The following is a 26296-nucleotide window of genomic DNA, read 5'->3' on the forward strand; positions in this document are numbered from 1 at the left end:
GACGTCAGTGAGTGGACGGACACGCTCAGTGCCAGCGGCAGGCAACAGCGGGACGCGCGGGTGAGCGGCCTGGGTGCCGCCCGCCCGCGCGTCCTTGGGTTATGCGGAGGTCTCGTCGATGCTGGCACCCGCGGGCATCACCGCGACCAACGTCACCAGCGAGGCGTCCAGCGGCCCCTGGTACATGCGCACTTCGTCGATCGCGCCGGAGAAGTACTCGCTCGCGGTCGAACCGGTCAGTGTCCGGCCGACCTGGAGCCCCGTCTTGCTGAAGTCCCAGGTGTTGTCCCAGGGCGCCTCGGCCACCGCGACGCCATTGACGTACAGGAGCACATCGCCGAAGACCGCGTTGTAGACGAGGGCGAGATGGTCGCCATCGCCTTCCAAGCTGGGCAGGTCGCCGTTGTCGAGGACGGTGGTGGTGACCGGGGCCGACGTATCGGCTCCCGTCACTCCCAGCTGCCAACGGTTGCTGGCCGCCAGGTACTTCACGGTGATCGCGCTGTTATTCGTGCCGGACAGTGAGAGAACCGTCTCGTTGCCGCTCGGGTTCACCGCGGCGAGCCGGGCGCGGGCGGTCAACGTGAAGCTGTCCTCGGCGGAGAGCAGACCCGCCGCCCTGGTCGCATAGGCGCTTGTGCCGTTCAGCGCCAGGTGTCCGTCACCCCACAGGGGCTCGGCCGGGGGCACACAGTCCGGGTCGAGCTCGGGGTCGCAGGAGTCGTCGGGCAGGTAGATGGAGGCACCGCCGCCCAGCGTCAGCCCGGTGTCGCCGCCCGTCTCCGGCGAGACACCGGACGTCGCCGCGTCCAGCTGCCAGTAGGCGAGCTGGTGGGGCTGGATGCCTCCCAGCTCCTGCCCCTCGGTCACAGGGATTACCCGGTCGTGGAGCTTGACGTCGGCGACGCTGCCCTTGAGGAAAGTGGTGTAGCCATTCAGGGAAAGCTTGCGGCCGATCTGGACGCCACCGGTGGCGCTCCACGTGGAGTGCCGCGCCTGGACATCATCGGCGACGAGCACTCCATTGACGTACAGCATCATCGTTGCGAGTTCGGCGTCGTACACCCCGATGAGGTGGGTCCAACTGCCGGGGACTGCCGCCGCGCCCGAGACTTTCCAGGTGCCGAGCGAGTCCATGTCGGAGACGGGGATGCGGAAGGTCCACGACGCGCTGACCGCGTCGTAGCCAAGTTCGAAGCCCGGCTGAGCCGTGCCGTCCTGGCTGACGACGGTCATATTCTCAGCGGGGAGTGAGGGGAGCATCACCCAGGCACTGATCGAGAATGTAGAACCGGTGTCGACCGCGGACTTGCCGGAATCCAGGTAGGCGCTCGCGGTGCCGTCGAACGAGGCCGCCGTGTCGGTGGAGCCGAGCGGCCCCTGGACACCGAAGGTCACACCCGAGCCTACGGCCGCATTGGGCGCGCCGTTGCTGCCGGCCGCTGATGAGGCGCCCTTTGCGTCGCCGAGCGTCCAGCCCGCGACCGGAGCACGACCGTCGCTGACCAGGAAGGTGTGGGTGGTCGGAGTCGTCTGCGGGTTGCCCGCTCCGTCGATCGCGGTGACGTGCAAGAAGTACGGGCCTTCGCTCGGTGGCATCCAACGGATGGTCGCCGGGCCACCGGTGGACTCGGCGTTCACCGTCACGGGCGTGTTCACGGCGTGCGGGCCTGTGAAGTAGTACTTGTACTTCGTCACGTCGGTGGACGGCGAGTCCATGGTGAACGCGCCATAGTCACCGGTGCCCGCGTGCCAGGCATCGTCGTCCGGGTACCGGGACGAGGTGATCACAGCCGACTTGGGCTTGCTGGTGTCGTAGATGAACTCGCAGCGGGTCTGGTCGCCGTCGGTGGACCAGGGACCCCACGCAGTCTGGTCGTACCCCTGGACCGCCCAGGCGATGGTGGTGTTCTGCGGGATACTGAAGCCCGCCTCGCCGTCGCCGGTGAGGTCGCTGCCGATGGTGTACTTGAACACGGCCTGGCCGGTGCTGCCCTTGCCGGTGGTGCTCTGCTTGCCCGTCGTCGCGTAGTGGACGACCTCGGCGCCGGAGCTGTTCGTCCACCAGACCTTGAACTTCGCCTGCAACGTCTCACTGTTGCCCTTGACGTCGTTGTGGTCGTAGTCCTTGACCACAGCGGTCACGTGCGGCGCTTCGGTCACGTAGTGCTCAGTGGCCTTGCCGTACTCGCACGAGCCGCCAGGCGCCATCTCCAGCTCGTCCATGTCCGGCTCCAGTGGCGGCCGATTGTACGTCACGGAGACGTACGCGTTGCCGCAGAAGCGCTTCCAGTACGAGGTGTCGGACTCACTGGCCGCCTTGAGACGGAACGTGGTGGTGTCCCAGCCGCTGTCGGCGGCCTTCTGGATCGTGCTCTTGGCGTCGAACCGCACGTTCTGGTTGGTCGACGTGCACGAACCCGCCGGGTTCGTCGGCGACTTGGAGTCGACGGTGCCCTTCGAGGACGGCTGGTTGGACCAGTTCGTCGACGAGCTGATCGCGCTCGCGCCACTGCTGTTGACCCGGGCCAGCTGTGCCTCGCGCGCGGAGTCGCTGTAGGTGAATACCATCGTCACCGCGAACTCGGCGTCGACGATGTCCTTGCCCTCGAACGTCCCGGTCGGGATCGCGAAGAACTGCCTCTTGACGTCGTCGTTGCTGGCGCAGCGGAAGGACACGTCGGACGGGCAGCGGCCCACGCCTTCGTCGTCATCGAACTTCCAGTAGGAGTTGGACGACCAGTGCGAGGACACCATGGCCCAGCTGCTGCGGTTGGCGGTCTTGATGACGGGGTCGATGTAGACCGGGAAAACCGTGTCTTTGCCGGTGAGCAGCCCGGCATCCGGGGTGAGCGTCATGGAGTCCGGCGCAAGGCCTACGGCAACATCCGCGACCTGAGCCCCGTCGGGAGGGGTAACCGTCTCGGTGTCCCCGGCCGCCTCTGCCGACGGGGAGGGCGACGACTTGGCGCCGTCGTCCGCCCCGTTCTCATGACTGGAATCCCACATCAGAGGCTGCGGCGCCTCGAAGACGGTGCCGCCGGAACCGCTGTCGGTGACGGTCAGGCCGCCGCCCACCGCATCATTCAGCTCGACGGCGGTGGAGTCCACGGGCAGTTCGAGCTGTGCCAGCTCAGGGTTAGCCGCGGCCTTCGCGCTCTTGACCACCAAGACGTGCGAGAAGCCCTCGGCGCTGGCGGTGACCTTGAGGTCGACCCCGTCCAGGACGTTCTTGTATGTGGCGGTCGAGCCGTCGATCTCCGGCTTGGGAAGCTCGTGCAGCCAGTCAAGGGCAAACGAGCGCCCGTCCTTCTCGATCTCGGCGAACGTCGTGTCACCGCCGCCGGAGAAGGACATCGCGCTGAGGGCGGCCCTGGGCGCGTACGACCCGTTGCTCCGTTTGACCAGTGTCGTGTCGATCGCCGCCCATTTGCCGTTCTTGCGCGTACGGACTGGCTGGACGTACTGCTTGACGGTGAAGGTGCCGTCAGGGTTGGCGACCGTCGTGCTGCGCTCGTCGCGCAAGCTCAAGACCTCCACGGGGTCGCCCGACTTGGCGGCCTTGGTCTGCGCCGCGTCCTGGGTGAGCGCCGGGCTGTCGCCGACCTGGTCCGCCTTGCCCACCTCACCGGCACCGGCGCGGACCGTCCGGTCGAGAGCGGGCGCGCCGCTCATCCCGGTCGTCAGCAGGGCTGCGAGAGTTGTGGCGATGGCTACGGTACGCCCTCTGCAGGGCCATCTTCTGTGCCTGCGGAGCTTCATCGTGCTGTGCTTCCTTCTCTCCGCACCACCGGTCATCCCACCGCTCCGAATGCAATGCCCTCGTCAGGAAGGCCCCCCGAGCCGGGCTTGTAGGTGGTGGCTCCGGCGCTGGTCGTCCCGTCAACATCCGTCCACGAGACGACGTACAGCGCACCCTTGGAGGTGTCGGATTCCTTGCTGTACGGAACACCCAGGTAGAGGCTGCTGCCTCCGGAGGTCATAGCCATTCCGGTGTAGTCGCGGGTTGTGACGGTGCCGGGCAGGACACTCGAGCCACGGGTCAGGATCTTGTCGTTCATGCCGATGGCGGTGTCCAGCGGCCGGAAGATCTGGACAGCGCCCGCGTCCTTCACGGAGCCCGCGTCCCGCCCCGGAATACCGACCGCAAGTCGGACGGTGGCCGCACTGGTGACAACGGCGGTGTTGGTGTTGGCGATGGTGACGCGCTGGCCGAAGAAGTCCCCTGCGGCGAGCTCCCCCTCTATGTCGCCAGGCGCGGGATCAATCCCGGCGATCAGCGAATAGGCACCAGAGGGTTGGATCCGAACAACTGTGACGCTCCCGGCGTCGACGACCCCGTCAATGTCTTCTCCGGGAGTACCGACTGCCAGGAGCGCATCGGAGTTGTACGTCTGGTTGCTGGGCCGGTAGTTCGTCATGGAGATGGACGTGCCGAATGCATCGCCGGCTTCTGCCACACCAGGGATCGCGTCGCCAGTCGTTCCTTGTCCAATGCCAGCAAGCGGGGTAGGAAGCCCATCCACAAGGGTGTGACTGAAGACCGTGACGCCTCCGGCGAACTCCTGGTCCCCGATCGCTTCACCGGGCCCGCCGACTGCGAAGAATCGATTCGTGCCGGCCACGGAGTAGCCGAACCGGTCGTTCGCCTCGACGACCCCAGGCACACCCGCGGTCCTCTCACTCACCGTCACCTTGGTCGTGCCCTGGACGTAGGTGACGCAGCCGGCGTCTGAATAGGTCTTGCCGTCGTCGCCGGTGACATTCTCACCGGGAGCACCGACGACGAGATAGGGCTTCCCGTCCGAGGTCTCGCCTGCTCTGACCGCGAAACCGAACCAGTCATACGCCTCAGTCGTCGTGCTGGAGTCGAATCCCGCCTGGGAATAGCCCTCGATCTTGGAGCCACTTCCGATGCCGGTGGGTGTGCCGTGGATGATGTAGATCGCACCGGCGTCGACGAGATTGACCCCGTCCTTGACGATGTCCTCATCCGGGACACCCACCACCAGGTCCGAACACCCGTCTCCGTCAACGTCGTAGGAAGTACGAGACGAACCGAAGTGATCGCTGACCTCGGGTGTGGCATTCATGCCGCTGGTCGCCTGGGAGATCTCGGACACACCCTTGCCGCCGGCGAGGACCACCCGCACCAGGCCAGCGCCCTTGACCCCGCTCACGGTGGCCTCTGGATCCGAGATGACCGTGTCGACGAGCCCGTCGCCATTGAAGTCCGTCGACGTTCCCGCCGCGCATGTGGCAGCCACGGCCTGGGGTGACCCCAGTGCCACAAGCCCCGCTGCCACCATGAAAGCGCTTGCTATCGTCGCCAATAATCCAGCCGCCCGCGTACGCGTACGCACACCCCACCCCTCGATCCCGCCCCCGGATGGACCCCCCTCGGCCCACCCTGTGAAAGCTGTAGGCGCCGACTAAATATTGGATCTATAACAAGTGTCAACCCCCCCTTTACTCATGCTTTGTTGCCATGGGGGGGGTGTACCGGCATCGACAAGCCCACCCATTCGAGATCAAATGAGCAGAAGATCCATTTCACCAGAAGAATGAATAAATCGACCACAGAACAGTGACCTGCAGCACGCCCCAAGCCCGCACTTCACCGGGCATTCATGTTGTACACACTGGCAACTCACGGTATATTCATATCCCTGTCGGCACCTTCTCCCGCGCACCTGGACCTTCGCTTTCGCGGTTTCAAATGCGGCCTAAAACGAGGCGTGCCCCGTCTTGCCAGGAGAACGTGACGATGGCCACGCCCACCGTTTCGGTGATTATCGCTGCCTACAACGCGATGCCCTATGTGACGCGCACCCTTTCCTCGGTCGCCGAGCAAAGCATCGGCCAGGAGCAACTCGAAGTCATCGTCGTCGACGACGGCTCGACCGACGGGACCGGCGCCGAACTCGATCGGTTGGCCGCCCTTCATCCCCAGTGGCTGCGCGTCGTCCACCAGGCGAACTCCGGCGGACCCGCGGCGCCCCGCAACGCCGGACTCGACCTGGCCCGTGGGAAGTTCGTCTTCTTCCTGGACGCCGACGACTATCTGGGTCCGGAGGCCCTGGAGCGCATGGTCACCATGGCGGAGAAGAACGGCACAGACGTCGTGCTCGGCAAGATGGTCGGTGTCGGCGGACGCGGCGCGCCCACCTCCATGTTCCGGCAGAACCAGCCCAGGACGGACGTCTTCACCTCCCGCGTGTACTGGACTCTCAGCCCGATGAAGCTGTTCCGCCGCGAGCTGCTGGAACGGCACGAGCTGCGCTTCCCGACAGATCTGTCCACCGGCGAGGACCAGCCGTTCGTGGCCAGCGCCTATCTGTACGCGTCCGGGATCTCCGTGGTCGCCGACTACGACTGCATCTTCTGGGTCCTGCGGGACGACGGCGGCAACGTCACCACAAGCACCTCTGGCTCCGAACCGCGCCTGCGCTACTTCGCGCGCATGGTCGACCTGATCACCGACAAGGTCCCGCCCGGCCCCGGACGCGACCGTATGGCGCACCGACACCTCACAGTCGAGGTGCGGACGCTCATTCACTGGCACCTCAAGCTCGAGACCCGCGACAGCCAGCGCAGGACCCTTGCCCGCCTCGCCGAGATCATCGCCCCGTTGCTGCACGACGGCCTGCGCGAGGAACTCTCAGCGATGGCCTGGCTGCGCCTCCACTTCGTACGGCACGAGATGCTTGACGAGCTCCTCGAACTCGACCTCTTCGAAGACGAGTTGAACGCGTCCGGCGTGGCCACCCCGCTCGTCGTCGACAAGGGCCGCGCCTACGCCCAGTACCCGTACTTCCGCGACCCCGTACGCGCCGTGCCCGACGACTGCTACGACGTCACCGACCAGGTCGGTGTCCGGCACCACGTCTCCCGCGCCGAGCTGCGCGGCACCACGCTCTATCTGGCGGGGTACGCGTACCTCCACCGCGTGGCGACCGACGACGTGACCACCGAGCTCGTGCTCCGCGAGCGTGACAGCGGGACGGAGTACCGCCTCCCCGTCACGCACACCGCCACCCCGAGGCTGGGCGCCCACGAGGACCAGGGCCGGTACACGTACGACACGGCCGGGTTCGAGGCTGCCGTCGGCATCGACAGCGCGGCCGACGGCGCGCCGCTCGGCGACGGGCTGTGGGACATCTCCCTGGCCGTCGGGGCCCAGGGACTCTCACGCGAGGTACGAATCGGCAGCAAGCGCGCCTCGGACGTGTCCGGCGTATCGGACACCCGTGTCGTGGACACCACTCGAGGCGTTCGTGCCGTCACCCTGTACACCACCAAGCCGCACGGCAACTTCACGCTCGACCTCGGCGAGAAGAAGCACAGGGTGGTGTCGCATCTGAAACTCGAGGCGGCCCGCTGGAACGCCAGTACCCCCACGGAGCTGCTGATCACCGGTCGGTGGACGTTGGGTGCCTACCCCGAAGGCCCGCTGACCCTCGTACTCGGTAACGACGAGGGTGCAACCAGCGACTTCCCGGTCACACGCACCGCACACGGCGACACTTTCACTGCGCGCGTGCCCGTCACCGACCTCCCAGCCGGCCTCTGGAACGGCGAACTGCGTCTCTCCGGCTGGTCTGTGCCCCTTCCCCGACTTCCGAAGGACCTGGCAGCGGCCAAGTGGCGGCGTCGGGGCGTCCCCTGGTACGCGAAGCCCGTGTCCGGCAGCGGTGCGGCGTTCGCCCTCCGGGTGGCGAAGACGGATCTCGTCAGGGCGATCTCCGGCAAGCTCAAGCCCTGAGGAAAACGGCCGGCTTCACGAGAAGCACTCAGTAAAAGTACAGCTAAATCGTGATTTTTTCACAGCATTTCCAGCCCCTTCCCTTGCACACTCGGCGGCCATGAAAGAAATGGCCAAGTCGACCGGAAGAAGGGGCACCCGGACTAATTGGAGAGCGTGACGATGGCCGGTCCCACCGTTTCGGTGATTATCGCTGCCTACAACGCGATGCCCTATGTGACGCGTTCCATCACCTCCGTGACCGAACAGACCATCGGGCGGGACGCGTTGGAAATCATCGCGGTCAACGACGGTTCGACGGACGGAACGGCCAAGGAACTCGAACGTCTCGCCGAGGAGTTTCCGGGGCTCTTGAAGGTCGTCCACCAGGAGAATTCTGGTGGCCCCTCAGCGCCGCGCAACGCCGGACTCGACCTCGCTCGCGGGGAGTTCGTCTTCTTCCTCGATGCCGACGACTACCTGGGACCCGAGGCCCTGGAGCGCATGGTCACCATGGCCGAGAAGAACGGCACCGACATTGTGCTCGGCAAGATGGTCGGCATCGGCGGCCGCGGCCTGCCCATGTCGATGTTCCGAAGCAATCAGCCGAAGACCGATGTCTTCAACTCCCGTGTCTACTGGGCCCTCAACCCGCTGAAGCTGTTCCGGCGCAGGCTGCTGGAGCGGCACGCACTGCGATTCCCGACCGGCATGCCCGTCGGTGAGGACCAGCCGTTCACCGCCCTGGCGTACCTGCACGCCTCGGGGATCTCCGCGATCGCCGACTACGACTGCCTGTTCTGCACCCTGCGGGAAGACGGCGGCAACATCACCGTGCGCACCAAGGGTTCGGAACCTCGCCTGCGGTTCCTCGCCGCCATGGTCGACCTCATCCTGGAAAACGTGCCGCCCGGCCCCGGCCGCGACCACCTGGCACACCGGCACCTCACCGTCGACGTGCCCCATGTGCTCGACAGTCATCTGGTACACGAACCCCGCACGCAGCAGTTGAAGTCCCTCGCCGAGATGGCGGAGATCATCGCCCCGCTGTGGCACGAGGGGATGAACGACCGGCTCTCGGCGATGGCCCGGGTTCGACTGCATCTCGTACGGCACGGGATGCTGGACGAGGTACTTGAATTGGTGGAGTTCGAAAAAGAACTGGCCGACAGCAAGGCGGCCACCCCCGTCCTCCTCGACGGCGGCCGCGCCTACGCCCGCTACCCCTTCCTCCGCGACCCCACCCGCACCGTTCCCGACGCCTGCTACGACGTCACGGGCCAGTTGGGTGTCCGCCACCACGTCAGCCGGGCCGAACTGCGGGGCACCGCGCTCCACCTGGCCGGACACGCCTATCTGCACCGTGTGGAGACGCAGGACGTCACCACCGGACTTGTCCTGCGCGAGCGCGACAGCGGCACGGAGTTCCGGCTGCCCGTCACGCACACCGCGACACCGGACCTCGGCGCCGATGCGGACGAGGGCGCGTACGCGTACGACTTGGCCGGGTTCGAGGCGGTCGTCGACATCACCACCGCCGCCGACGGCAGGCCCCTCGACAACGGGCTCTGGGACATCTCGCTCGCGGTCGGCGCCCAGGGCGTGTCGCGCGAGGTCCGCATCGGCAGCAAGCGCGCCGACGATGTGTCCGGCAAGGCGAGCACACGGGTGGTCGACACGGGCGCGGGCGTGCGGGCGGTCACGCTGTACACGACCAACCCGCACGGCAACTTCACGCTCGACCTCGGCGAGAAGAAGCACGGCGTGCGGTCGCACCTCCGGTTCGACGGCGTGCGCTGGGCCACCGGCGCGCCCACCGAACTGGAGATCGCCGGGCGGTGCACCCTCGCCGAGTACCCGGAGAACGCGCTGGCTGCAGTCCTGGACGACGGTCACGGTGGGAGTGCTTCCTTCACCGCCGTCCGCGGTGACGGCACCTTCATCGTGCGGGTGAAGGTCGCTGAACTCACCGCCGGCGAGTGGACCGGCGAACTACGTCTCGGCGACTGGCCGTTGCCCCTCCCGGCGCTCCCGAAGAAGTTGGCCCCCGTCAAGTGGCGCCGACGGGGACTGCCCTGGTACGCCAAGCCGGTCCCCGGTGCCGGGAATCGCTTCGCCCTGCAGGTCTCGAGGACGAACCTGGTCAGGGCGGTCGCGGGCAAGCTGAAGACGTGACCGCCACCGCCTCGAGCAGTGCTTTACCAACTTGACGTTTCCTTGACCTTTACCACATAGTCCTTTCACCTCATGTACACGGCAGGTACCCGGCCGCGCCTCCAGGCGCGGCCGGTCACGTCCGCACACCGAAGGACTTCCCCAGAATGAAGAGATCCGCGCTGTCGCGCCCCGGCGTCGCAGTGGTCGCGTCGGCGCTCTCGCTCGCCCTGGCCACAGGCTGTTCCGACTCCGGTTCGGATTCCGGATCCGGTGACAAGGCGACGGGCGACAAGGGGGCGACGGCCACGGTCAAGGCCCCGAACGACGCCGAGTTGAAGAAGCTGATCGTCGGCAAGAGCGACCTCGACGGGTACCGCTTCGCGGCGGCCGACCAGTCCGAGCGGTTCGCCTCCTCCAAAGAGGAGATCACCGTCACCGACGAGAAGTGCGCGCCGCTCGCCTATGTCCTCACCGGCTTCGCGCCGGGCGACTCGACCGCGTACGTCAACACCATGGCCACGCCGGTGGAGGCCAAGCCCAGCGCGTCCTCCACCAAGAGCATGGAGGACATGACGGAGAAGGAGCTCGACGACGCGCTGAACTCGATCACCGACACCCTCGGCGGGACAGTCACCATCGTCTCGCTCTCCTCGTACGAGGGCGACGGCGCCCAGGAGGCCATGTCCTCGGTCTCCGACGCGGTCAAGGGCTGCGCGAGCGGGTTCACGGCCACGGCGAAGGGCGCGAAGGGCGACGCCCAGAAGTTCACCAAGGTCGAGGCCGAGAAGGCCTCGGGCAGCGGCGACGAGTCGGTCGCCTTCGCCGTGGCCGGTGACGCGGACGGCGACAAGATCGTCGTGCACGGCGAGGCGGTGCGTCACGGCAGCACGGTGGCCACGTACTACTCGATCAACCTGGCCGTGTTCCTCGCCGACGGGAAGCCCAGGGAGTACGGCATCCCCGCCGAGCTCGTCAAGGCCCAGGCCGGCAAGCTCGCCTGACCCCTCGTCGCCCCTCTACAACTGGTCGATGTCCAGGTTCGCGATCGCCGTCCTGGCGACCTCACGGCCGCGTGCCGTGAAGTCGCCCTTGCCCGGATAGCTGATCGTGAGCTTGTACATGTCGCCCTTGGCCGTCTTGTAGTAGAAGATCTTCACCTCGCGCGGACGCGGGTTCTGGCTGTCGGTGGTCGTGTAGACGACGGTGTTCTCGGCGGACTGCCTGCCGTGATACTGCGTTTCCTCCGGGTCCGTCCGCGGGGCCTCGGGCATGCTCAGCTCGTACGCGCCGCTGCCCTTGAAGTCGTCGTTGTCGGCGTACATCTCGGCGGCCGAGGAGTCCTTGATCCGATGGCTCGTGTCCTCGGACTTCTTGATCAGGGTCAGGCCGATCCAGACGCTGCCGCTCCAGTCGCTGTACGTGACCCAGTGCCCCTTGTCCGACGTCCGGTCCGGGGTCGATCTCTGGTAGCCCGCGGGTGCCGCCAGTGTCGCGGCGACGTCCGTCTCGTGGTGCTTCTTCCAGCCGTCGGGCAGCGGCCCCGCGAACGGGTTCGCGAACAGCAGGTACGCCGCCACCGCCGCCGCGACGACCACCGCGCCGAGGCCGATGAACAGGGGCGTGCGGCGCACGCGCAGCCCCTTGCCGCCCGGACCCGCGATCTGCACCACCTGCGTCGGCTCCGGGGCGGGTGGCTCGGCGGCCTCCTCCAGCATCCGTCGGACCCGGTCCGCGCCGGGCCGTCGGGAGGGGTCCTTGTCCAGGAGTCCGTTGATGGCCTCCGCCAGCGGCCCTCGCGCCGAATTGGGCGGCGCCGGGGTGGAGTTGAGGACCGACTGCAGCGTCGCGGGCGTGTTGCTGCGGCGGAAGGGCGACACGCCCTCCGTGGCCGCGTACAGGACGACACCGAGCGACCAGAGGTCGGAGGCGGGGCCCGGACGCTGGCCGAGCACCCGTTCCGGCGCGATGTACTCGGGCGACCCGACGAAGCCGCCCGTGGCGGTCAGATTCGTCTCGCCCTCGATCTGCGCGATGCCGAAGTCGGTGAGGACGACCCGGCCGTGCGGGCCGAGCAGCACGTTGTCAGGCTTGACGTCCCGGTGCAGGATGCCCGCCGCATGCGCCGCCTCCAGCGCGCCGAGCACCTCGAGACCGATCCGCGCCGCCTCACGCACCCCGAGCGTGCCCTCCTGGAGGGCGGCGCCCAGCGAACGGCCCCGCACCAGCTCCATGACGATCCAGGGCTGTCCGTCCACGACCGCGACGTCGTGGACGTTCACCACCGCCGGGTGATCGAGCCGGGCCGCGGCGCGCGCCTCGCGACGCATCCGCTCGAAGACATTGGCGCGTTCACGCTCGGGAAGGTGGTCCGGGACGCGGGGCTCCTTGACGGCGACCTCACGGCCCACCGTCTCGTCCTCGGCCCGCCAGACCGTCCCCATCCCACCGTGCCCGAGCTTGCCGAGCAGCCGGTAGCGGCCCGCGATGAGCCGCCCGGTGCCGGGGTCGGGATCGGGCTCGGTGGCGGGGTTGGGCGCGGGCGCGGGTACCGGACCGGGCGCGGGTACCGGACCGGGCGCGGGTACCGGGCTGGGCGCGGAGTCGGCCGTCGGCTCCGGGGCGACCCGGGTCGGCGGTTGCAGAACGAAACTCGTCGGCTCGTCGGACCCGTAAGGGACTCCCCCGTTGTTCCTCATGGGTCCATCCCTATCGCGGCACGCTCTCCGGCATCCAGACCCGTCGCGCACCGGTCACAGACCCGTGACGCGAGCCGTCCCCTATTTCCTGTTTGTCTCCCGTCTACGGGGCCACGAAGGCGGTCCCGTCTACGGGCCACGAAGGCGGTCCCATCTACGGGGCCACGAAGGTGTCCAACGCCACGTCGAAGTACTCCTTCGCCTGCGTCACCTTGCCGACCGGCGCCGACACCCACACGTCGTACATCCGGCCGCCTTCCTCCCAGCAGAGGTCGTACGTGTGCCGCGCGCCCTCCGCCTTGGTGAAGCCGTTCCAGGTGAACTCCCAGAGCGCGGCGGGCTGTCCGTCGTGCGTGGTCGAGGTGACGGTGCCGTCGTGGTAGCCCGGGTTCGTGGACGACCCGTCGGCGTCGGCACGCCGCATCACCGCGAGCGGGCCGCCCGCCTCGGGGTCGGTCGCCTTGATGCCGAGGCGGAAGGTCTGGCCCGGCGACAAGTAGAAGATCCGCTCGCCCTCCGGATCGCGGGTGAAGCCGTCCGGCACGGCGAGCGAGAACCCGTCCGGGTCATGGACCGTCCGGTAGCCCGAGGGCGCCGTGCCGGAGGAGGCGGTCGGCTTCTGCTGCCGGGTGACGGTGACCGTGGGGGCGGGGCTCGGTGAGGCCGAAGACCCCGGCGCTGCGGGCGCGCTCGGGGAGTGCGACGCGCTCACGGACGTGCCCGGCGCCGAACTGGCGGACGGAGTCGACGTACCGCCCCCGCCGCTGCCTCCGCCGCCCCCGCCGTGGTTCACCAGCAGCACCGCCGACACGCCCGCTCCGGCCACGGCGGCGACCAGCGCCGCGACGACGAGCATGGTCCGCGGCGACCGCTTCGGGGCACGGTCGGACCCGGCGGCAGGGGGAGCATCCGGTGGAGGGGAGGGGTGCGCGGCCTGCTGGACGGGGGACTTCCGCTTCGGTACGTCGCGTTGCGTGGGCGTGTAGCCGGCCGACGTGGCCCGCGGCGTACGGCCCGTCTCCAGGAACGCCTTGAGCAGCCGCTCCGCCTCCACCACGTCGAGCCGCCGCTCCGGATCGCGCTCCAGCAGCCCCCGTACGACCGGCAGCAGGGGCGCGGCCTGCGCGGGCGGGCGGATCTCGTCCATGACGACGGCGTGCAGGATGCCGCCCAACGAGTCACGGCGGAAGGGCGATTCACCGCTCAGGACCGTGCACAGCAGCGCCCCGAGCGACCACAGATCGGACTCGGGGCCGGTCCTGACCCCGGACATCCGCTCGGGCGCGGTGTACTCGGGCGAGCCGACGAACGACCCGCTCTCGGTGAGCGTCGTGGCGCCCGCGACCTGGGCGATGCCGAAGTCGGTGAGCACGACACGGTCGGTGCCCGCCTCCATCAGGACGTTGGCGGGCTTGAGGTCACGGTGCAGGACACCCGCCTCGTGCGCGCGGCGCAGCGCGCCGAGAAGGGCGAGGCCGATCCGGGCGGCCTCGCGCGCGTCGAGGGGACCGTCGGCGGAGATCCGCTCGGCGAGCGAGCCGCCGTCGATCAACTCCATCACGATGTAAGGCCGTTCGTCCTCCTCGACCACGTCGTGCACGACGATGATGTGCGGGTGGTGCAGCTGGGCGACCGCGCGGGCCTCGCGCAGGGTGCGGTCGCGCTGCGTGCGGGCCTCGTCGTCGGAGAGCGAGTCGTCGAGGGCGAGTTCCTTCACCGCGACCTGCCGGGCGAGCAGCTGGTCGGTGGCGCGCCAGACGACGCCCATGCCGCCCCGGCCGATCCTGGCCTCCAGCCGGTAACGGCCGCCGATCACACGGACGTTCTCCCCCTCGGTCCCCATACGCCCCATCATGCCGCACCGGACGGACGCGCTCCGGGCTCCGGACCGCGCGAGGGTTGTTATCCGGCCTCGTCAGACCGGTTGCGACCAGTTCGTGTCCGTCCGGCCCGTCAGCTCTTGGGGAGCCAGCTGCGGAGAATCACGTCGAACTGCCGGCGCGCCGTGTCCCAGTCCGCCGCGGGCGAGGACATGTAGATCGCGTACTCGACACCCTCGCGGCTGAGGTACGTCTGCTCGATCGCCCGCCGCTCGCCGGGGAACGGCGTATGCTTCGGCAGCGCGGTCCAGGTGAAGTCCCACAGGGAGCCCGGGCAGTCGCGGAACGTGTTGGACTGCAGTTGCACCCGGCGGTAGTCGGCCAGCTTGGTCAACTGCTCCTCCAAGTCCTGCTGGTGTGCGTACGGGGTGGGGAAGTCCGGCGAGTCGTCGATGGCGATGCGGACGAAGTGCTTGCCGCCGTCGGGCGTGTAGTCGACCTGGTTGCCGTTGGCCTGCCGCTGCCAGGTCTTGTCGGGCAGGGAGATGGTGAAGCCCTCGACGTCGTCCCGCTGCACCCAGGTGTCGGGCACGGCGCCGGACGGCTCCTGGGTGCCCGAAGTCGCGCTCGAGGTGCTGTCGGGCTTGGTGGTGCCGGGATTCGCGGTGCCGGGCGAGGCACTGTTGTGGGTGTCGTCGGTCCGTGCGCCGTTCACATAGTGCATGGCCACGGCGCCGCCACCGCCCATCAGGGCGGCGAGTACGACGACGAGGGCGATCGTACGACCGCGGCGCCGTCTCCCGGACGCGCCCCCGGTGCCGGTGCCCTCGCCCGGGGGCCCGGGTACCGGCGCATGAAGCGTCGGCGTCGCCCCGTGCGCGCCCGATCCGTGGGCCACGGACCCGTGCGACGCCGTCTCGTGCGCCCCCGGTCCGTGGGGCGCGGCGCCGTGCGATCCCGTCGCCCGGGGCGCCGTCCCGTAGGGCGCCACGCGCTGCGCGCCCATTCCCATGGTGCCGGTGTCCACGTGCTGTTGCGTCGGCACATACGCCTGCGCCGCACTCGGCCGGCGCCCCTCCGCGGCCTCGGCGAGCATCTGCTCGGCCTCCTCCGCACCGGGCCGCACGGCGGGGTCCTTGTTGAGCAGCGCGGTGATGACGGGCCCGAGCGGACCGGCGTGCTGCGGCGGCGCGGGCTCCTCGTCGACGACGGCCTGCATGGTGGTCAGCGGCGAGGTCCGCCGGAACGGCGACCGCCCCTCCACCGCCGTGTACAGCGTCGCGCCGAGCGCCCACAGGTCGGCGGACGGCCCGGGGTCGTGCCCGCGCACCCGTTCGGGTGCCAGATAGTCGACCGAGCCGACGATCTCGCCGGTACGCGTGATGGTCGTGTCGCCCTCGACCTGCGCGATCCCGAAGTCGGTGAGCAGCACCCGTCGGTCGGAGGACAGCAGTACGTTCCCGGGCTTCACGTCACGGTGCAGCACGCCGGCGGAGTGCGCGGCGCGCAGGGCGCGCAGCACCCACAGCCCGATCCGCGCCGCCTCGGTCGGTTCGACGCGCCCCTTGTCCTTGACCTCGTCGGCCAGTGAGTTGCCCTCGACCAGCTCCATGACGATCCAGGGCCGGTTGTCGTGATCCAGGACGTCGTGCACGGTGACAACGGCCGAGTGGTTGATCCGGGCGGCGGCCCGCGCCTCGGCGTGGGTGCGCGCCAACAGCACGGCCCGGTCGCTCTCCGTCACGTACAGCGCGGCCGTCAGCTCCTTGATCGCGACGGCACGGTGCAGCACCTCGTCGTGCGCACGCCACACGCGGCCCATGCCACCGCTGCCGATGGATTCGACAAGTCGGTAGCGGCCCGCGAGGAGCAGGCCCTGCATCTGATTCACGTTTCCCCGCAATGGTATTGACAGGGTCAGACTAAAGAGCGGTCCCCGCACAGGGAACCGGCGGGGTCGTACGGAGACCGCACTGTGACGGTTCTCCCTTCCGTGTACGGGAGGGAACCATTCGGCGTTCAGCGGTTCATGACTACGGGAATTGCTCAGCCGGTGACTCGGTAGGTCGCCGACGCCTGCTCGTACAGCCTCGTGACCTCGTCCCGTTCGGCCTCCGGGCCACGCACCTGCACCACGTGGTAGTGGCCGCCGACGATGATCGCGAGATTGCGGACGTACAGCGACTGCCCCGCGGAGTTCTGCCAGGTGAACTGCCCCTCGGCCATGGTCCGTCCGCCCACGTCGATCCGCCGCATCCCGCTGGACGTGGCCCACGTCGAGTCGCGGAACGGCTGCAACTCGCTCTCGGTCTCGCGCTGGTACGTCAGCGGATCGCCGCCGTACTTGTTGGTGCTGTCCCGTCCGGGTACGACGATGAGCTCGAAGTCGCCCTGGGCGTAGACCACCTGGCCGCGCCCGTTCTTGGGCGTGCGGTTCCAGCCGTTGGCCACGGCGACCTGGAAGCCCTCGGAGTCCTTGCGCAGGGTGAAGCCCTGGCCGACCGCCGGGTCGTTGGACTGCGAGGTCGTCGAACTGGCGCCGCCCGAGGGGTTCGTGTCCGTGCCGGGAGAGGTCTGGTCGGGGCGCGGCTGGCTGCTGGCGCTGCCGTCCGCACCCGTGCCCGCGGTGTTCCCGGGTGCCGGGCTCACCTGGCCCGCGGAGCCGGTCCGTTCGCCGTTCGCGTCGCTGTTCGGGTCGGTCTTCTTCGGCATGAAGACCATCGCGTAGGCGACCGCCGCGACCAGCAGGAGCAGGACCAGCAGGAGCAGGTTCCGGCCCAGCTTGCGGGGCTTGGCCGTCTCCGTCGACCTGGCCGGCCTCGCCTGCCGGTCGGGCTTCGCGCGCTTGTGGCGGGCGTGCGCGCTGGTCACGGGCAGTCCGGCCCGGCGCCTGCGGACGAGCTCGCCCCTGCGCCGTACGATCGGCAGCCGGCTGGGGTCGACGGGCGGCGCCGCGACGACGTGCGCGCCCGCCTCGGGCTCCGGCGCGGACCGCACCAGCGAGCGCAGCCAGCCGCTCAGCTCCTCGAAGTCCAGCCGCTCGGTGGGATCCTGACGCAGCAGAGACTCCACGACGGGCCGCAGTGGCCCGCATTCCTCGGCGAACGCGGGCGGCTCCGCGCACACCAGTTGCACCAGCTCCGCGGTGTTGTCCTCCGGGTAGGGCGCGTGCCCCTGCACGGCCCGGAAGAGCAGGGCGCCCAGCGCCCACAGATCGGTCTGGGGGCCGATCGGCGCCGCCAACTGCCAGTTCTCGTGCACCGGCCCCGCCTGCTCCGGCGCCCATCGCTCGGTCACCGGACCGACGACGGCCATCCGCGCCTGCCGGGCCCGCTCCGCGGCGAGCGCGGTGGCGGGACCGCGCCGCGGGGGCGCACCGGCGACCAGCTCGTCCCAACGGCCGTTGGGCGTCGGGGCGGAGGTGGACTGCTGTCCGGGCACGAGGGCGGGGGTGCCGTGGTTCTGGGGACCGTGGTTCTGGGGACCGTGGTTGTGGGCGCCGTGGCTCTGGATTCCGTGGCTGTGAGCACCGTGGGGGCCCTGGGTTCCTGGGGGAACCGGGGTGCCGCTGTGGCCGCTTCCATGACCGGTCGCGGGGCCGGGGAGCGCCGGGCGCCCCTGTCCGCCATTGGCACCGGGACCGGGACCGGGACCGGGGCCACCGAATCCGGGGCCGTTGACGCCAGGGGCGGTACCGGTGCCGGGGCCGCTTACGGGGCGGGGCTGCGCGCCGGGCCACGCGCCCGCGCGTCCGACACCGACGCCGTACGGGTCGGCGATCTGACCGGGGGGCGGGGTCTCGGGCCGCTGCTCCACACCCTGCCCGGAACCCTGGGTTCCCGGCACGGAGCCGTCGACCGGCGGGGCGGGACGGGGCCCGGGCAGTGCCGCCGGACCGCCCCGCTGCTGCTCGTGCACCCGGGCCGCGGCCCGGGCTCCGGCCCGGTACGCGGCGATGGCTCCGGCCCGGGCCGCCCGGGCGTCGCCTCCGGCCTCCAGAGCCCTGCGCGCCAGGGCCGCTCCGCCGTCGACGGGCGGCTCTCCCACGGGAGTGGTGTTCTCGGCCCGCGCCTCGATCGCGGCCCGCCGCGCGGCCTCGGCGTCGGCCCCCTGCGCACTGGCGACCACCGCGCCGAACGAGGCTCCGGGACCCCCGCCGGAGGCACCACCGGCTCCCCCGCCGGGCAGTCCTCCGGTCACTCCACCAGGCGCGGCACCGCGCGCACGCGCCGCGCCACGCGGGACACCGGCGCCCGTACCCGCTCGTGAATCCGCGCCGGGACCCGCGTGGGGTGAACCGACGCCGACGCCTCCCTCACCCCCGGGACCCTCGAAGTCCTGTACCGGCACCGGGTCGTACCCGCACAGTGCCTCCTCCGCGGCGCCGGCGGCCAGGCCGGTCAGCATCACCCGGCCGTCGTCGCAGACGAGCACCGTGCGCACGGTGATGTTGCGGTGGACCCATCCGTGCGCGTGCAGCACCCGCAGCGCGGTGACGACGTCGGCGGCGACCTCGGCCGCCCGATAGGGGCTCAGCGGCTTCTCGGCGAGCAGCGCGGCCAGCGACCGCGCGGGCACCAGCTCACTCACTATCCACAACGACCCGCCTTCGGCGAACACGTCGAAGACCTGGTCCAGCCGAGGATGGTCGGGAATCTGCGCGGCGGCCTGCGCCGCCTCGATCGCCCGTCGTACGGCGGGTTCGGTGGGCCTGCGCGTGGTCCGTGCGGAGGCGCGCCGCACCCCGCCGTCCCGCGCCACGAACCCCTCGGGCAGCCCGTCCGCGTCGAGCATCTCCGCCTCGACGACCTCCGGCAACGGCACCTGCCGGACGAGGACTTCCTGACCGCTGTAGGTGTCGAAGGCCCGGCTCTCGGCGAGTTCGTACTCGTCGGAGGGCGGCAGCGGCAGGCGGTAACGGTCGGCGAGTACCCGTCCCGCATAGTCGTCCACGATGCCTCCCCCGGCCGCCCGGTGGTCAATTCCGTTCGCCTCGCGTCCCGTTACGGCTTCGTACGGTCCGCAACCACTCACGATACGTGCCGGAGGCAACCCGCAATGTCGGGATGCGAGATGTCACCGCCCCGTGACCGACCCCTACAACAGACACCCCGGGCGAACCGGCCCGAACCTCACGACATGGGCACGCGCCTCACGACGCGGGGTCGGGCCCATGTCTCACGACTTCGGCTGGAACGTCATCGTCAGTGTCTTCCACGTGTCCTTGCGCAGCTCGCTGTCCCAGTCGGATGCCTTCGCCGTGTACATCAGCCCGTACCCGAGATGATCGTTCACGACGAACCCGCGGTCGATCGACCGGTACTTCGTGCCACCGTCCTGATAGGTGAACTCCCAGTCGGCCGTGTTCCAACTGCGGTAGTCCACCTGCTCTATGCGCACCCGCTTGTACTGCGAGCGCACCATGTACCCCTCTTGGTTCTTCCAGTCCGCCACGGGGTCGCTCTTGGGCGTGGTCGTCCAGCCGACGAGGAGCTTCTGCCCGTCGGGACCGGTGAAGCGGGCTCCCGCGTCATCCGTCGACTGGTATTTCCACCCCTTGGGCAGCCCGATCTTGAACCCCTGGCTGCCCTTGTACGTCGACACGGCGGTGGAGCCCGAGGAGCCCGACTCCTTGCCGTCGCCGCTCGTCCCGCTCGTCCCGTTCGTGGCGGCGGCGCTGCCCGACGCGTCGGTGTTCGGCGTACTGCCCGAACTCCCGTCCCCGGCCGACCCGGTGGCACCGTCCGTCTTGTCGCCGCTGTCGGTGTGAGAGCCGCTGGTCGCGCCCTTGCCGCCGCTGCCCGCGGTCACCCCGTGGGACGCGGCCGCCTTGGTGTCACCGCTCTTGCCGTTCTTCGCCCCGCTGTCGTCACCGCCACCGAGGGTCAGGGCCAGCACGGTGCCGATCACGGCGAGCGCCACGACCACCGCGATGATCATCAGGGTCCGCCGTGGCACCACATCGGTGAGCGGTGCCCGCGGCACGGGCCGCGGCGGCCGCTCGGGCGCCACGGGCCACCCGGAGGCCGGCCTGGCGTCGCCGGTCGAACCGGCCGAACCGGAACCCCCCGAACCCGCCGAGCCGAGAGCCCCCTTCGAGCCGACGGGACCGGAGGGCGAGCCCACCGGCGCGCCGTCACGCACGCCCGGCTTCGGGGAGCCCTCCGCCGCCTTGCCACCCTGACCGGGCGTGACCGTCCCGGACGTCCCCGGCTTCCCCGCAGCCGCGGCGGGCTTCGACACGTCCACGCGCGGCGGCGCCGGGGGAGCCGCCGGAGCCTTCGGAGCGGCCTGAGCCGCCCCCTCCACTCCCACCGAACCGGAAGCCGCGGTACCGCCGGAACCACCCGCACCACCCGCGCTGCCCGTCCCGCCCGCAGCGCCGGACTTCGCACGGGCCGTCGCCGCGGCGGTGGCCGCCGCCGTCGCCGCACCGGCGACCGAGGCGGCCTTCCGCACGGAACGCAGCGCCCCGCGCAGCCGCTCCCCGGCCTCCTCACCGCGCTTGGCCCCGGAACCGCCCGAGTCGCCCGAGCCGCCCGAACTCTTCTTGCCCCGGCCCTCGTCCGGCACCGGCGGCAGCGCCACGACCTTCGTCGCGTCCGCCGGCTCCGGCACGGTCTCCTTGGGCTCGGGGGCGTAGACCACCTCGCTGAGCATCGCCCGGGCGCGTTCGTTGTCGAGCCGCTGCGCGGGGTCCTTCACGAGCAGCCCGTAAATCACGTTCTCCAGCGGGCCCGCGTTCTTCGGCTGCTCCACCGGCTCGGTCATCACCGCGGTGAGCGTCGCGATCGCGGAACCCTTGTCGTACGGCGGCACGCCCTCGACCGACGCGTACAACAGCCCGCCCAGCGACCACAGGTCGGCCGCGGGGCCGGGCTTGTGCCCGCGCGCCCGCTCCGGCGAGATGTACGAGGGCGCGCCGACCAGCATGCCGGTCGAGGTGATGGACGGGTCGCCCTCGACCTGCGCGATACCGAAGTCGGTCAGCACGACCCGGCCGTCGTCGGAGATCAGCACGTTCGACGGCTTCACATCGCGGTGCAGGATGCCCTCGCGGTGCGCGGACCGCAGCACGTCGAGTATCACGAGCCCCACCTCGGCGGCGCGCCTCGGCGTGAGCAGGCCGTCCTCCCGGATGACCTCGGCGAGCGACTTGCCCTCGACGAGCTCCATCACGATCCACGGCCGGTTGTCCTCGTCGACCACGTCGAAGACCGTCACCGCGCCGTTGTTGCGAATCCGCGCGATCGCCTTGGCCTCACGCAGGGTGCGCGTGATCAGCCGCCGCTTCTCGTCGTCGTCGATGCTCGACGGGAACCGCAGCTCCTTGACGGCGACCGTGCGGCCCAGCGTTTCGTCCTGGGCCCGCCACACCGTGCCCATGCCGCCGCGGCCGAGAACATCTCCCAGCCGGTAGCGCCCGGCGAGGAGACGTTCGCTCTTGTCCTGACGGGATGCTCCCGCCCGCTCCGCCTCCGACATGCGTCCCCTCATGCAACCCGCCCTGACAGAGCCTTCATTGTCCCTCACCCGACAAGCGCTCAGCGCCCAGGGGGCCCTTCGGCCGACAAGCCTCCGGCGACCGGCACGCCCCTCACCTGCGGACCACCTGCTCGTGCGCACAGGTCCGTCCCCCATGATGTGCCGCAACAGGGAAGGAACGCCGATGCCTGCGCCCCGGACACCTCGGACACTCCTGGTCATACCCGTGTCTCCGGCCGTCCTGTTCCTGGCACCGACCGGCCTGCCGCGCCTGCTGCCGACCGCCGGTCCTTCCCACTCCACCACACCCTCGGCCGCCCGTCACACCCCCAGGTCCGCGGCCCCGACGGGCTCACACTCCCCCGCCGCCCCGGCAACGAGCGCCCCCCGTGCCCTCCGCCGTCTGCTCCCCCTTCTCATCACCCGCGGCAAGGCTCCCGCCGCCGCGCCGCTGGCCGGCGACACCAAGGGCGCCGTCCCCCTCACCCCGCTCCAGGCCGTCCGCATCGCACTCACCCACCCCCCGGCCGCCCGCGGCCGCTTCGCCTACTCGAACACCAACCACGTCCTGCTCGGCATGGTCATCCGCCAGGTCACCGGCCACTCGTACGCCACCGAGGCCGAGCGCCGCATCATCAAACCCCTTCGTCTGACAGGCACCTCTTTCCCCGGCGCCCGCACCTCGCTGTCCTCCCCGCACGGCCGCGCCTACTCCGCCGACGGCACCGACGTGACCTCCCTCGATCCGCGCGTCGCCGGCGCGGCGGGTGAACCGGTCACCACGCTCGCCGACCTGAACCGCTTCTACGCGGCCCTGCTCGCGGGCGACCTGCTCCCGTCCCGCCAACGGCACGAGATGCTCGACACCCGCACCGCACAAGGCCTGTACGGCATGGGTCTGTATCCGATGAAGCTGTCGTGCGGCACCACGGTGTGGGGGCACGACGGCCCTATCTCCGGCAGCTACGTGCGCACCGCGGCCACCGTCGACGGCCTCCGTGTCCTCACCTTCCGGGTGAACACGGACGGGATCGAGGACCCGGACCTCGAACCCGACCTGCTCGCCGCCGAGTTCTGCCCCCGCACCCAGTAGAACGACCGGGTTTCGAGCAAAGATCCCAGCTCACGACACCCGTTCGAGTGACATGCACGGGAACTCCCCAGCAGGCCCTCATGGGCAGCGCGGCCCGATCAGCGCGGCACGATGTCCGGCGCCCCCAGCCGCGCCGCGTCTGCCGTCTGGTCGTCCGGCTGGCGCTGGGACTCCCGCTCGGCCTCGACCCGCTTCTCGTAGTGCTCCACCTCGCGCTCGATCTGGTCCTTGTCCCAGCCGAGGACCGGCGCCATCAGCTCGGCGGCCTCGCGGGCGCTGCGCGTACCGCGGTCGAAGGTCTCGATGGAGATACGGGTGCGCCGGGTCAGCACGTCGTCCAGGTGCCGCGCGCCCTCGTGCGAGGCGGCGTAGACGATCTCGGCCTTGAGGTAGTCCTCGGCGGCCGGAAGGGGTTCGCCCAGCGCGGGGTTGGCTGCGATGAGCTCGAATATCTCCTCGGCCAGCACACCGAACCGGTTCAGCAGATGCTCCACGCGGACCACATGGAGTCCGGTGCGCTGCGCGATGCGCGCCCGCGCGTTCCACAGCGCCCGGTACCCCTCGGCCCCGAGCAGCGGGATGTCCTCGGTGACGCATTCGGCGACCCGCTGGTCCAGGCCGTGCACCGCCTCGTCGACCGCGTCCTTGGCCATCACCCGATAGGTCGTGTACTTGCCGCCCGCCACGACCACCAGTCCCGGCACCGGATGGGCCACGGTGTGCTCGCGCGAGAGCTTGCTGGTGGCGTCCGACTCGCCCGCGAGCAGCGGTCGCAGTCCCGCGTACACACCCTCCACGTCGTCGCGGGTCAGGGGCACCGAGAGCACCGAGTTCACATGCTCCAGCAGATAGTCGATGTCGGCGCTGGAGGCCGCGGGGTGGGCCTTGTCGAGGTTCCAGTCGGTGTCCGTGGTGCCGATGATCCAGTGCCGCCCCCAGGGGATCACGAAGAGGACGGACTTCTCCGTGCGCAGGATCAGACCCGTCGCGGCGTTGATCCGGTCCTTCGGCACGACCAGGTGGATGCCCTTGGAGGCCCGTACGTGGAACTGGCCTCTCTCGCCCACCATGGCCTGGGTGTCGTCGGTCCACACGCCCGTGGCGTTGACGATCTGCTTGGCGTGGATCTCGTACTCCCCGCCGCCCTCGACGTCCTGCACCCTGGCGCCGACCACGCGCTCGCCCTCGCGCAGGAATCCGGTCACGCGGGCGCGGTTGGCGACCTTCGCGCCGTACGCCGCCGCCGTGCGCACCAACGTGGCCACATAGCGGGCGTCGTCCATCTGCGCGTCGTAGTACTGCAACGCGCCGACCAGCGCGTCCTTCTTCAAGGCGGGTGCTATGCGCAGGGCGTGGCCGCGCGTCAGATGGCGGTGGGCGGGCAGTCCGCGTCCATGTCCGCTCGTCATCGACATGGCGTCGTACAGCGCGACGCCCGATCCCGCGTACAGCCGCTCCCAGCCCTTGTGCTGGAGCGGGTAGAGGAAGGGCACCGGCTTCACCAGGTGCGGTGCGAGGCGCTCCAGCAGGAGTCCACGCTCCTTCAGTGCCTCGCGCACGAGGGCGAAGTCGAGCATCTCGAGATAGCGCAGTCCGCCGTGGATCAGCTTGCTGGACCTGCTGGAGGTGCCCGACGCCCAGTCGCGCGCCTCGACCAGGCCCGTGGACAGGCCGCGTGTCACGGCGTCGAGCGCCGTCCCCGCGCCGACCACGCCCGCGCCCACCACCAGCACATCCAGCTCACGCTCGGCCATTCCCGCCAGGGACTCGGCGCGCTCCGCCGGCCCCAGTTTCGCTGTCCTCACCGCTGCCTCCCGCTGTCTGTCGCGCTGGCCGCACCTGTCCGGCGACGCCCGGCTCACGTCCCCCTGCCCCAAAGTCTGACGGCGATGTCCGTCATCGGCCACCACGCGCCCCCAGCCTGTGGACAACACTCCCGGAAACTCGCCCACCCAATACCGTAAATCGGTCATATTTACTCCTAGTCTGACATTGCGCTCGCCCGTTCTGTCCACAGGGCTTGCGCACCTGTCCCGCTTCGGTTACTGGGAAGGACGGCCCACGCCATGCCCGCAGATCTCGCCGTCATCGGACTCGGACATCTCGGCCTGCCCCTGGCCCAGGCCGCCGTCGCCGCCGGCATCCCCACGCTCGGCTACAAGACCGGGCCGGAGGGCGGTTCACTCACCCCGGCCGAACTGCGCCGGATGCTCTCGGGGGGCTTCCGGCCGACCACCAACCCCGCCGAACTCGGCCGCGTCCGCACCGCCGTCATCTGCGCCCCGACCCCACCCGGCCCGGACGGCACCCCCGACCTCGGCCAGGTGGCCTCGGCCGCCCGCACCCTGGCCGAACGGCTGCGCCCGCACACCACCGTGATCCTGGAGTCGCCGGTCCACCCCGGCACGACCGAGGACTTCCTGCGCCCGCTCCTCGAAGAGGGCTCGGGCCTGCGCGCGGGGCGCGACTTCCACCTCGCGTACTCGCCCAGCCGCGTCGATCCCGGCAACCGCGACTTCACCCCCGCCAACACCCCCAAGGTCATCGGCGGCCTCACCCCCGCCTGCACCGAGTCGGCCGCCGCCTTCTATGGGCGCCTCACCGACAAGGTCGTACGCGCGCGTGGCCCCCGCGAGGCGGAGACCGTGCAGCTCCTGGAGACCAACTACCGGCACGTCAACATCGCCCTGGTCAACGAGATGGCCGTGCTCTGCCACGATCTGAACGTCGACCTGTGGGACGTCATCCGCTGCGCCGAGACCAAGCCGTTCGGATTCCAGGCGTTCCGGCCGGGACCCGGCGTCGGCGGCCACGGCATCGCCCAGGACCTCACGGGCCACTCGGGCCGCACCCTCCGGATGGTCGAACTGGCCCAGCAGGTCAACAGCCACATGCCGCAGTACGTCATCCAGCGCGCCGCCACGCTCCTCAACGAGCACGGGAAATCGGCCCGCGCCGCACGCGTGCTCCTCCTCGGCGTCACCTACAAGCCCGACCTCGCCGACCAACAGGGCTCGCCCGCCCGCGAGATCGCCCTGCGGCTGATGGAACTCGGCGCGTCCGTCAGCTACCACGACCCGCACGTCCCGGCCTGGAACGTCCTCGGCCGCCCCGTGCCGCGCGCCGACTCCCTCTACGAGGCCGCCGCCGACGCCGACCTCACGATCCTGCTCCAGCAGCACCGCACGTACGACCTGCAGGGACTGTCGGTGAAAGCACAAGTGCTGTTGGACACCCGCGGTGCCACGCCCACGGGGGCGGCGCACCGGCTGTGAGCGTTCCCCGCGAGATCCCCACGCGG

The 26296-nt window shown here is 70.0% G+C and carries 13 protein-coding genes; 5 read left to right on the top strand and 8 right to left on the bottom strand.

The genetic code is table 11. The features are described 5' to 3' along the window. Positions 1-99: 99 nt before the first annotated feature. Both ACIRA5_RS12545 and ACIRA5_RS12550 read right to left on the bottom strand, forming a co-directional pair. A complete protein-coding gene (locus ACIRA5_RS12545) occupies positions 100-3675 on the bottom strand; it encodes a LamG-like jellyroll fold domain-containing protein (RefSeq protein WP_403690130.1) in 3576 nt (1191 codons plus the stop codon). Positions 3676-3794: 119 nt separating this feature from the next. Beyond that, positions 3795-5309, bottom strand: coding sequence for a hypothetical protein (locus tag ACIRA5_RS12550; protein WP_403690132.1), 1515 nt, complete (start codon positions 5307-5309; stop codon positions 3795-3797). Positions 5310-5767: 458 nt separating this feature from the next. On the opposite strand from ACIRA5_RS12550, the gene ACIRA5_RS12555 reads away from it, so the two are divergent. The 3 genes from ACIRA5_RS12555 (at position 5768) to ACIRA5_RS12565 (ending at position 10902) form a co-directional block, all read left to right on the top strand. Then, positions 5768-7765: a glycosyltransferase family 2 protein gene (locus ACIRA5_RS12555; protein ID WP_403690134.1), complete on the top strand. Its 1998-nt coding sequence runs from the start codon at positions 5768-5770 to the stop codon at positions 7763-7765. A 183-nt stretch (positions 7766-7948) separates the two neighbouring features. Beyond that, the gene (locus ACIRA5_RS12560; protein WP_403690136.1) at positions 7949-9919 is read left to right on the top strand and encodes a glycosyltransferase family 2 protein; all 1971 of its coding nucleotides are present in this window, start codon (positions 7949-7951) and stop codon (positions 9917-9919) included. A gap of 146 nt (positions 9920-10065) precedes the next feature. Next, positions 10066-10902 carry a hypothetical protein gene (locus ACIRA5_RS12565; protein ID WP_403690139.1) on the top strand — a complete coding sequence of 279 codons (837 nt, stop codon included), beginning with the start codon at positions 10066-10068 and terminating at the stop codon, positions 10900-10902. A 15-nt stretch (positions 10903-10917) separates the two neighbouring features. Here the strand turns inward: ACIRA5_RS12565 and ACIRA5_RS12570 are convergent, their stop codons facing one another. The 5 genes from ACIRA5_RS12570 to ACIRA5_RS12590 form a co-directional block, all read right to left on the bottom strand. Continuing rightward, positions 10918-12597 carry a serine/threonine-protein kinase gene (locus ACIRA5_RS12570; RefSeq protein WP_403690141.1) on the bottom strand — a complete coding sequence of 560 codons (1680 nt, stop codon included), beginning with the start codon at positions 12595-12597 and terminating at the stop codon, positions 10918-10920. 154 nt (positions 12598-12751) lie between these two features. After that, entirely contained in the window at positions 12752-14440 is a 1689-nt protein-coding gene (locus ACIRA5_RS12575) for a protein kinase (RefSeq protein WP_403690144.1), read from the bottom strand. A gap of 110 nt (positions 14441-14550) precedes the next feature. Next, positions 14551-16299 carry a serine/threonine-protein kinase gene (locus ACIRA5_RS12580; RefSeq protein WP_403690705.1) on the bottom strand — a complete coding sequence of 583 codons (1749 nt, stop codon included), beginning with the start codon at positions 16297-16299 and terminating at the stop codon, positions 14551-14553. 164 nt (positions 16300-16463) lie between these two features. Continuing rightward, on the bottom strand, positions 16464-19370 hold the full coding sequence (locus tag ACIRA5_RS12585) for a protein kinase (protein WP_403690146.1): 2907 nt from the start codon (positions 19368-19370) through the stop codon (positions 16464-16466). A 225-nt stretch (positions 19371-19595) separates the two neighbouring features. Next, positions 19596-21902, bottom strand: a complete 2307-nt coding sequence (locus ACIRA5_RS12590) for a protein kinase (protein ID WP_403690149.1) — start codon at positions 21900-21902, stop codon at positions 19596-19598. A gap of 184 nt (positions 21903-22086) precedes the next feature. On the opposite strand from ACIRA5_RS12590, the gene ACIRA5_RS12595 reads away from it, so the two are divergent. Continuing rightward, positions 22087-22995, top strand: a complete 909-nt coding sequence (locus ACIRA5_RS12595) for a serine hydrolase domain-containing protein (protein ID WP_403690150.1) — start codon at positions 22087-22089, stop codon at positions 22993-22995. A 98-nt stretch (positions 22996-23093) separates the two neighbouring features. Here ACIRA5_RS12595 and ACIRA5_RS12600 read toward each other — a convergent pair whose 3' ends face one another. Continuing rightward, positions 23094-24800: a glycerol-3-phosphate dehydrogenase/oxidase gene (locus tag ACIRA5_RS12600; RefSeq protein WP_403690151.1), complete on the bottom strand. Its 1707-nt coding sequence runs from the start codon at positions 24798-24800 to the stop codon at positions 23094-23096. 261 nt (positions 24801-25061) lie between these two features. On the opposite strand from ACIRA5_RS12600, the gene ACIRA5_RS12605 reads away from it, so the two are divergent. Beyond that, on the top strand, positions 25062-26270 hold the full coding sequence (locus ACIRA5_RS12605) for a nucleotide sugar dehydrogenase (protein ID WP_403690152.1): 1209 nt from the start codon (positions 25062-25064) through the stop codon (positions 26268-26270). Positions 26271-26296 lie beyond the last annotated feature (26 nt).

It is taken from the genome of Streptomyces sp. NPDC096311, assembly GCF_044763085.1.
Taxonomy (GTDB): Bacteria; Actinomycetota; Actinomycetes; order Streptomycetales; family Streptomycetaceae; genus Streptomyces.

Excerpts from the sequence above, each read along its gene's own strand:
- ACIRA5_RS12595 (WP_403690150.1), top strand. The coding sequence starts at position 22,087 with ATGCCTGCGCCCCGGACACCTCGGACACTCCTGGTCATACCCGTGTCT.
- ACIRA5_RS12565 (WP_403690139.1), top strand. The coding sequence starts at position 10,066 with ATGAAGAGATCCGCGCTGTCGCGCCCCGGCGTCGCAGTGGTCGCGTCG.
- ACIRA5_RS12555 (WP_403690134.1), top strand. The coding sequence starts at position 5,768 with ATGGCCACGCCCACCGTTTCGGTGATTATCGCTGCCTACAACGCGATG.
- ACIRA5_RS12545 (WP_403690130.1), bottom strand. The coding sequence starts at position 3,675 with ATGAGCGGCGCGCCCGCTCTCGACCGGACGGTCCGCGCCGGTGCCGGT.
- ACIRA5_RS12590 (WP_403690149.1), bottom strand. The coding sequence starts at position 21,902 with ATGTCGGAGGCGGAGCGGGCGGGAGCATCCCGTCAGGACAAGAGCGAA.
- ACIRA5_RS12605 (WP_403690152.1), top strand. The coding sequence starts at position 25,062 with ATGCCCGCAGATCTCGCCGTCATCGGACTCGGACATCTCGGCCTGCCC.
- ACIRA5_RS12570 (WP_403690141.1), bottom strand. The coding sequence starts at position 12,597 with ATGAGGAACAACGGGGGAGTCCCTTACGGGTCCGACGAGCCGACGAGT.
- ACIRA5_RS12580 (WP_403690705.1), bottom strand. The coding sequence starts at position 16,299 with ATGCAGGGCCTGCTCCTCGCGGGCCGCTACCGACTTGTCGAATCCATC.
- ACIRA5_RS12550 (WP_403690132.1), bottom strand. The coding sequence starts at position 5,309 with ATGGTGGCAGCGGGGCTTGTGGCACTGGGGTCACCCCAGGCCGTGGCT.
- ACIRA5_RS12575 (WP_403690144.1), bottom strand. The coding sequence starts at position 14,440 with ATGGGGACCGAGGGGGAGAACGTCCGTGTGATCGGCGGCCGTTACCGG.